This is a genomic window from Kineococcus vitellinus (assembly GCF_009906315.1).
GTDB classification, from domain to species: domain Bacteria; phylum Actinomycetota; class Actinomycetes; order Actinomycetales; family Kineococcaceae; genus Kineococcus; species Kineococcus vitellinus.
The window spans coordinates 1-5,718 of sequence record NZ_JAAALL010000283.1; the positions used below are offsets into that span (position 1 = coordinate 1).

At 77.7% G+C, this 5,718-nt stretch carries 6 protein-coding genes and 1 pseudogene; 6 read left to right on the plus strand and 1 reads right to left on the minus strand.

Annotated features, from left to right (window positions below; all coding sequences use genetic code 11):
* Nucleotides 1-487: pseudogene (locus GTQ99_RS18940) on the minus strand (hypothetical protein); the annotation flags it as partial.
* A gap of 104 nt (nucleotides 488-591) precedes the next feature.
* Here GTQ99_RS18940 and GTQ99_RS18945 point away from each other — a divergent pair.
* The 6 genes from GTQ99_RS18945 (at nucleotide 592) to cmk (ending at nucleotide 5,691) form a co-directional block, all read left to right on the plus strand.
* Entirely contained in the window at nucleotides 592-1,509 is a 918-nt protein-coding gene (locus GTQ99_RS18945; protein WP_166617277.1) for a segregation and condensation protein A, read from the plus strand.
* Between the two features lie 3 nt (nucleotides 1,510-1,512).
* Nucleotides 1,513-2,373, plus strand: a complete 861-nt coding sequence (gene scpB / locus GTQ99_RS18950) for an SMC-Scp complex subunit ScpB (RefSeq protein ID WP_338075115.1) — start codon at nucleotides 1,513-1,515, stop codon at nucleotides 2,371-2,373.
* Nucleotides 2,370-3,335, plus strand: a complete 966-nt coding sequence (locus tag GTQ99_RS18955; protein WP_166617278.1) for a pseudouridine synthase — start codon at nucleotides 2,370-2,372, stop codon at nucleotides 3,333-3,335. Before scpB ends, GTQ99_RS18955 begins: the two co-directional genes overlap by 4 nt.
* Nucleotides 3,336-3,358: 23 nt before the next feature.
* Nucleotides 3,359-3,721, plus strand: a complete 363-nt coding sequence (aroH, locus tag GTQ99_RS18960; protein ID WP_166617279.1) for a chorismate mutase — start codon at nucleotides 3,359-3,361, stop codon at nucleotides 3,719-3,721.
* Between the two features lie 7 nt (nucleotides 3,722-3,728).
* Nucleotides 3,729-4,841 (plus strand): prephenate dehydrogenase, encoded by a 1,113-nt coding sequence (locus tag GTQ99_RS18965; RefSeq protein WP_166617280.1) that lies wholly within the window; start codon nucleotides 3,729-3,731, stop codon nucleotides 4,839-4,841.
* Nucleotides 4,842-4,950: 109 nt separating this feature from the next.
* Complete coding sequence (cmk, locus tag GTQ99_RS18970) at nucleotides 4,951-5,691, plus strand: (d)CMP kinase (protein WP_338075116.1); 741 nt, start codon at nucleotides 4,951-4,953, stop codon at nucleotides 5,689-5,691.
* The last annotated feature ends 27 nt before the right edge of the window (nucleotides 5,692-5,718 follow it).

Sequence of the window (5,718 nt, forward strand, 5' to 3'; positions counted from 1 at the left end):
CGGCGAACGGCCCCGGCAGCGCCCGCGCGCGGGCGGCCGCCGGCCGGGTGCGCCCGGCGACCTCCGCGTCGGCGCGCACGCCGACGGTGCCGTCGGCGCCGACGTCCAGGACGGCGGCGTGCGCGGGACCCGCGCCCAGCCGCAGCTCGCAGTCGGCGGCGCTGCCCACGCGCACCGAGCCGGCGCGCAGCCGGTGCACGCGGCCGGCGCCGGGGCCGGAGGCCACGAGGACCTCCACGCTCCCGTCGGGTTCGGCGAGCACCCCGGGCACGGGCCGGCCGGCGCCGACGACGGCGCCGTCGCGCAGCGGGCTCCCGCGCAGCGCCCGGGCGGGCTCCAGCCGCTGCGCGCCCAGCCACAGCCCCTCGGCGCCGTCGAGGCCGAGGAGGGCGGCGAGGGAGCCGACGGTCGCGTCGTCGTCGACCTGCACCGCGACGTCCGTGCTGCGCACGGGGTCGGGGGTGACGACGGTCAGCAGCAGGCGCACCCGTCCATGCTGGGCACCGCCCGGGCGGCGGCCGCCCGGACGGGCGGGAGACCACCCGGACGCCCGCGCGCGCTCGCGCAGGACTCACCCGTCCGGTCGCTACCGTGGTCGCCGTGACCGCTCCCGCCGACACCAGTGCCCCCGCCGAGGGCGGGGCGGAGCCGGGCCGGCGGACCTTCACGGTCGTCCTGCCCAACTTCACCGGCCCCTTCGACCTGCTGCTGGGGCTGATCACCAAGCACCAGCTCGACGTCACCGAGGTGGCGCTGGCCGCCGTCACCGACGAGTTCATCGCCCACATCCGCGCGGCGCAGTCCGCGGCCGCCGAGGGCGGTGCCGACTGGGACCTCGACGAGGCCAGCGAGTTCCTGCTCGTGGCGGCCACCCTGCTGGACCTGAAGGCGGCGCGGCTGCTGCCGGCGGCCGAGGTGGAGGACCCGGAGGACCTGGCGCTGCTGGAGGCGCGCGACCTGCTGTTCGCGCGGCTGCTGCAGTACCGCGCCTACAAGCAGGTGGCCGCGGTGCTGGCGGAGGGCTTCGCCGAGAGCTCGCGGCGGGTGCCGCGCGCCGTCGCGGTGGAACCGCGCTTCGAGGCGCTGCTGCCCGAGCTGGTCCTGACGGTCAGCCCCGAGCAGCTGGCGGCCCTGGCGGCGCGGGCGCTGACGCCGCGGCCGGTGCCCGTCGTCGACCTCGGCCACCTGCACGCCAGCTCGGTGAGCGTGCGCGAGGAGGCGGTGCTGGTGGTGGACCGCCTGCGCCGCAGGGGGAGCGCGACGTTCGCGGAGCTGGTCGCCGACGCCGGCGAGGGCGAGCACGGGACGCTGGTGGTCGTCGCGCGCTTCCTGGCGGTGCTGGAGCTGTTCCGCGAGCAGCGGGTGCGCCTGGAGCAGCCCGAGGCGCTGGGCGTGCTGACGGTCCGCTGGGACGAGGCCGTGGAGGCGGACCGGGGGGCCGCGGGCACCGCGGTGCCCGCGGGTCTGGACGAGTTCGAGGGCACCGCGCCGGGCGCGGGAGAGGGCTGATCGGTGGGCGAGCAGGTGCAGGAACCGCAGGAGCCGCAGGAGCTGCGCGACGAGGACCCCGGCCGGCGGGTGCGCGCGGCGCTCGAGGCGGTGCTCATGGTCGCCGACGAGCCCGTCGGCGTGCACGCGCTGGCCCGCGCCGTCGGCGAGCAGCCCGACGAGGTGGACCTGCTGCTGCGCGAGCTGGCGGGGGAGTACTCCGAGACCGGCCGCGGCTTCGAGCTGCGCGAGGTCGGCGAGGGCTGGCGGATGTACTCGCGCGCCGAGCACGCCGACGTCGTCGAGGCGTTCCTGCTCGACGGGCAGACGGCCAAGCTGACCCAGGCGGCCCTGGAGACGCTCGCCGTCGTGGCCTACCGCCAGCCGGTGAGCCGGGCCCGGGTCTCGGCCGTGCGCGGGGTCGGCGTGGACGGCGTGATGCGCACGCTGCTGACGCGGGGGCTGGTGCGCGAGGCGGGCGTGGAGGCCACCAGCGGGGCCACGCTCTACGCCACGACGCCGGAGTTCCTGCAGCGCATGGGCCTGCGCAGCCTCGACGACCTGCCGCCGCTGGCGCCGTTCCTGCCCGACGAGGTCTCGCTGGACGACCTGGAGCCGCAGGAGGTGCTGGCCGGCTCCCTCCCGCCGCTGCCGACCGCCAGCGGCTCCGGCGTGGGGGATGATGGAGGGTCGGCGCACCAGCAGCTGGAGCTCGGGCACATCGAGCTCGAGGAGCCCGGGGGGAGCGGGGAGCCCGCCGACGAGCCCGCCGACGAGGCGGACCCGCCCCGGGACCAGCTCCAGGACCAGCTCCAGGACCAGCAGGACCAGCACGACCGCGCCGACCGGCCGGACGACGTACACCAGCAGGGAGACCCGACATGAGCCCGAACGCGCCCCGCAGCGGCGGCGGCCGTGGGCAGCGACGCCCGTCCCGACCCGCGCCCCGCACCGGGGGCCGCCCCGCGGCCGCCGGAGCGGGCGGTGCCGGGGGCACCGGCCGCGGTGGTGGTCGCAAGGGCGCCGCCAAGCGGATGACCGACCAGGTGGCCCCGGCGCCGCAGCCGCCCCGGCGCGGCCCGGCCCCCGTCAAGGCCCGCACCGGCGTCGACGTGCACGACCCCGAGGGCGTGCGCCTGCAGAAGTTCCTCGCCGCGGCGGGCGCCGGCTCGCGGCGCGCCTGCGAGGAGATGATCACCGCCGGCCGGGTCACGGTCGACGACCAGGTCGTCACCGAGCTCGGCGTGCGCATCGACCCCACCCGCCAGGTCGTGCACGTCGACGGCATGCGCTTCTCCATCGACGACGACCTCGCCTACATCATGGTCAACAAGCCCAAGGGCGTGGTGTCGACGATGTACGACGAGGAGGGCCGCCTGAACCTCGCCGACATGGTCGGCCCGCGCGAGGAGCGGCTCTTCCACGTCGGCCGCCTCGACCTGGACACCGAGGGCCTCATCCTGCTCACCAACGACGGGACCCTCGCGCACCGGCTGCAGCACCCCTCCTTCGGGGTGAAGAAGACCTACCTCGCGGAGGTGCGCGGGCCCGTCAAGCGCGACCTGGGCAGGAACCTGCGCGCCGGGGTCGAGCTGGAGGACGGCCCGGTGGCGGTGGACTCCTTCCGCCTGGTGGACTCCAAGCCGGGCTACGCCCTCGTCGAGGTCGTCCTGCACGAGGGCCGCAAGCACGTCGTGCGCCGCCTGCTGGAGGCCGAGGGCTACCCCGTGCTGAAGCTGGTGCGGGTGCAGATGGGCCCGCTGGTGCTCGGCGACCTCAAGCCCGGCAAGAACCGGCGCCTGACCCGGGGTGAGGTCCAGCAACTCATGGCGGCCGCGGGGCTGTGAGCGCACCCGGTAGCCTGCCGCGCGTGTCGGTCAGGGCGATCCGTGGTGCGGTGCAGGTGGACGTGGACGAGCGCGCGGAGGTGCTGGCGCGCACCCGCGACCTCGTCACCGAGGTGGTCCGCGTCAACGAGCTGTCGCCGGACGACTTCATCAGCGTCATCTTCACCTCCACCGCCGACCTCGTCTCGGAGTTCCCGGCGGTGGCCGCCCGCGAGCTCGGGATGGGCGACGTGCCGCTGATGTGCGCGCGGGAGCTGGAGATCGAGGGCTCGATGCCCCGCGTCATCCGGCTCATGGCGCACGTGGAGACGACCCGCGCGCGCAGCGAGGTGCGCCACGTGTACCTCAACGGCGCCCAGGCGCTGCGCCGCGACATCGCCCAGTGAGGGCGCCGTGACCCTCGACGCGGCGGCGCCCGCCCGCACGCGCGGCACGGTCCGGGTGGTGGGCACCGGCCTGCTCGGCACGTCGGCGGCGCTCGCGCTCAGCCTGCGCGGCGTCGACGTCGTGCTGCACGACCCCTCGCCGACGGCCGCGGCGCTCGCGCGGGACATGGGAGCCGGGCGGCTGGCGGCGCCCGGCGACGACCCGGACCTGGTGCTGGTCGCCGCGCCGCCGGACGTCGTCGCCGAGGTCGTGCGCGCCGAGCTGGCCGCCTTCCCGCGGGCCGTGGTCACCGACGTCGCCAGCGTCAAGGGCGGCCCCCTGGCCGCCCTGCGCGCGGCCGGCGCGGACCTGTCGCGCTACGTGGGCAGCCACCCGATGGCCGGGCGCGAGCGCTCCGGGGCGGTCGCCGCCCGCACCGACCTCTTCGCCGGCAGGCCGTGGGTGGTGGCCGCCCCCGAGGCGGCCGGCCCGGCGGTCGTGCGCGCGGTGCGCGACCTGGCCCTGGACTGCGGCGGCGTGCCGGTCACGATGCCGGCCGACGAGCACGACGAGGCGGTGGCGCTGGTCTCGCACGCCCCGCAGGTGGCCGCCAGCCTCGTGGCGGCCCGGCTGCGGGAGGCGCCCGAGCCGGCCGTGGCGCTCGCCGGGCAGGGCCTGCGCGACGTCACCCGCATCGCGGCCAGCGACCCGGCGCTGTGGGCGCAGATCCTCGCCGGCAACGCCGCGCCCGTCGCCGACGTCCTGGAGGAGCTGCGCCGCGACCTCGACGACGTCATCGGCGCGCTGCGGGCGCTCGCCGCCGACCCCGCCGCGCCCGGAGCGCGCGGCCGGCTGGCCGGCGCCATCGCGGCGGGCGGCGCGGGCCGTGAGCGCATCCCCGGCAAGCACGGCTCCGCCCCGGCCGCCTACGCCACGGTGGTCGTCGTCGTGCCCGACCGTCCCGGTGCGCTGGCCCGGCTGCTCACCGACGTCGGGGCGGCCGGGGTCAACCTGGAGGACCTGCGCCTGGAGCACTCGGCGGGGCAGGCCGTGGCGCTGGCGGCCATCGACGTCGTGCCGGCCGCCAAGGAGCCCCTCGAGCAGGCGCTGCGGGGCCGCGGCTGGACGGTCCCGCTCTGAGCCCGCGCGCGGTTCTGCCGGGCCCGGTGCGGTCGACTAACCTCTTCCGGTGTCCACCTCGCCCGCACCCCGCAGTTCCGTCGCGTCCCCGGCCGGGGACGACCCGGGCGTGTCCGTCGTGACCGCGCCGATCGTCGTCGCCGTGGACGGCCCCTCGGGCAGCGGCAAGTCCAGCGTCAGCCGGGCCGTCGCCGCGGCGCTGGGCGTGGCCTTCCTCGACACCGGCGCCATGTACCGCGCCGTGACGTGGTCGGCGCTGCAGCACGGCACCGACCTGCAGGACCCGGCCGCGGTGGCCGCCCACGTGCGCTCCGTCGCGCTGCGGGTGGGCACCGACCCGGCCGCGCCGACCGTCGCCGTCGTCGCCGCGGACGGCACCGAGACCGACCTCACCGAGGCCGTGCGCTCCGCCGGGGTCACCGCCCGCGTCAGCGCCGTCGCCTCGGTGCCGGCCGTGCGCGCCGACCTCGTGCTGCGCCAGCGCGCCATCATCGAGTCCGCCTGCGCCGCACCGGCCCCCGGTGACCGCCCCGGGGTCGTGGCCGAGGGCCGCGACATCACCACCGTGGTGGCCCCCGAGGCCGACGTGCGGGTGCTGCTGACCGCCGACGAGGCCGTGCGCCTGGCCCGCCGGGCCCAGCAGGACCTCGGCTCCGACGACGCCGCGGCGCTGGAGGCCACCCGGCGCGCCGTCGTCGAGCGCGACCGCGTCGACGCGCGCACCACCGCGTTCACCTCGGCCGCCGACGGCGTGGTGACGCTCGACTCCACCCACCTCGACTTCGACGGCACCGTCGCGGCCCTGCTCGACGTGGTGGCCGCCGCCCGGCCGGCGCGGGGGCAGCGGTGAACCGGGCCCCCGTGGGCGGTTCCCACC

What these genes read in the sequence shown, in the direction of transcription:
- GTQ99_RS18955 (WP_166617278.1), top strand. Translation starts at nt 2,370, where the DNA reads ATGAGCCCGAACGCGCCCCGCAGCGGCGGCGGCCGTGGGCAGCGACGC.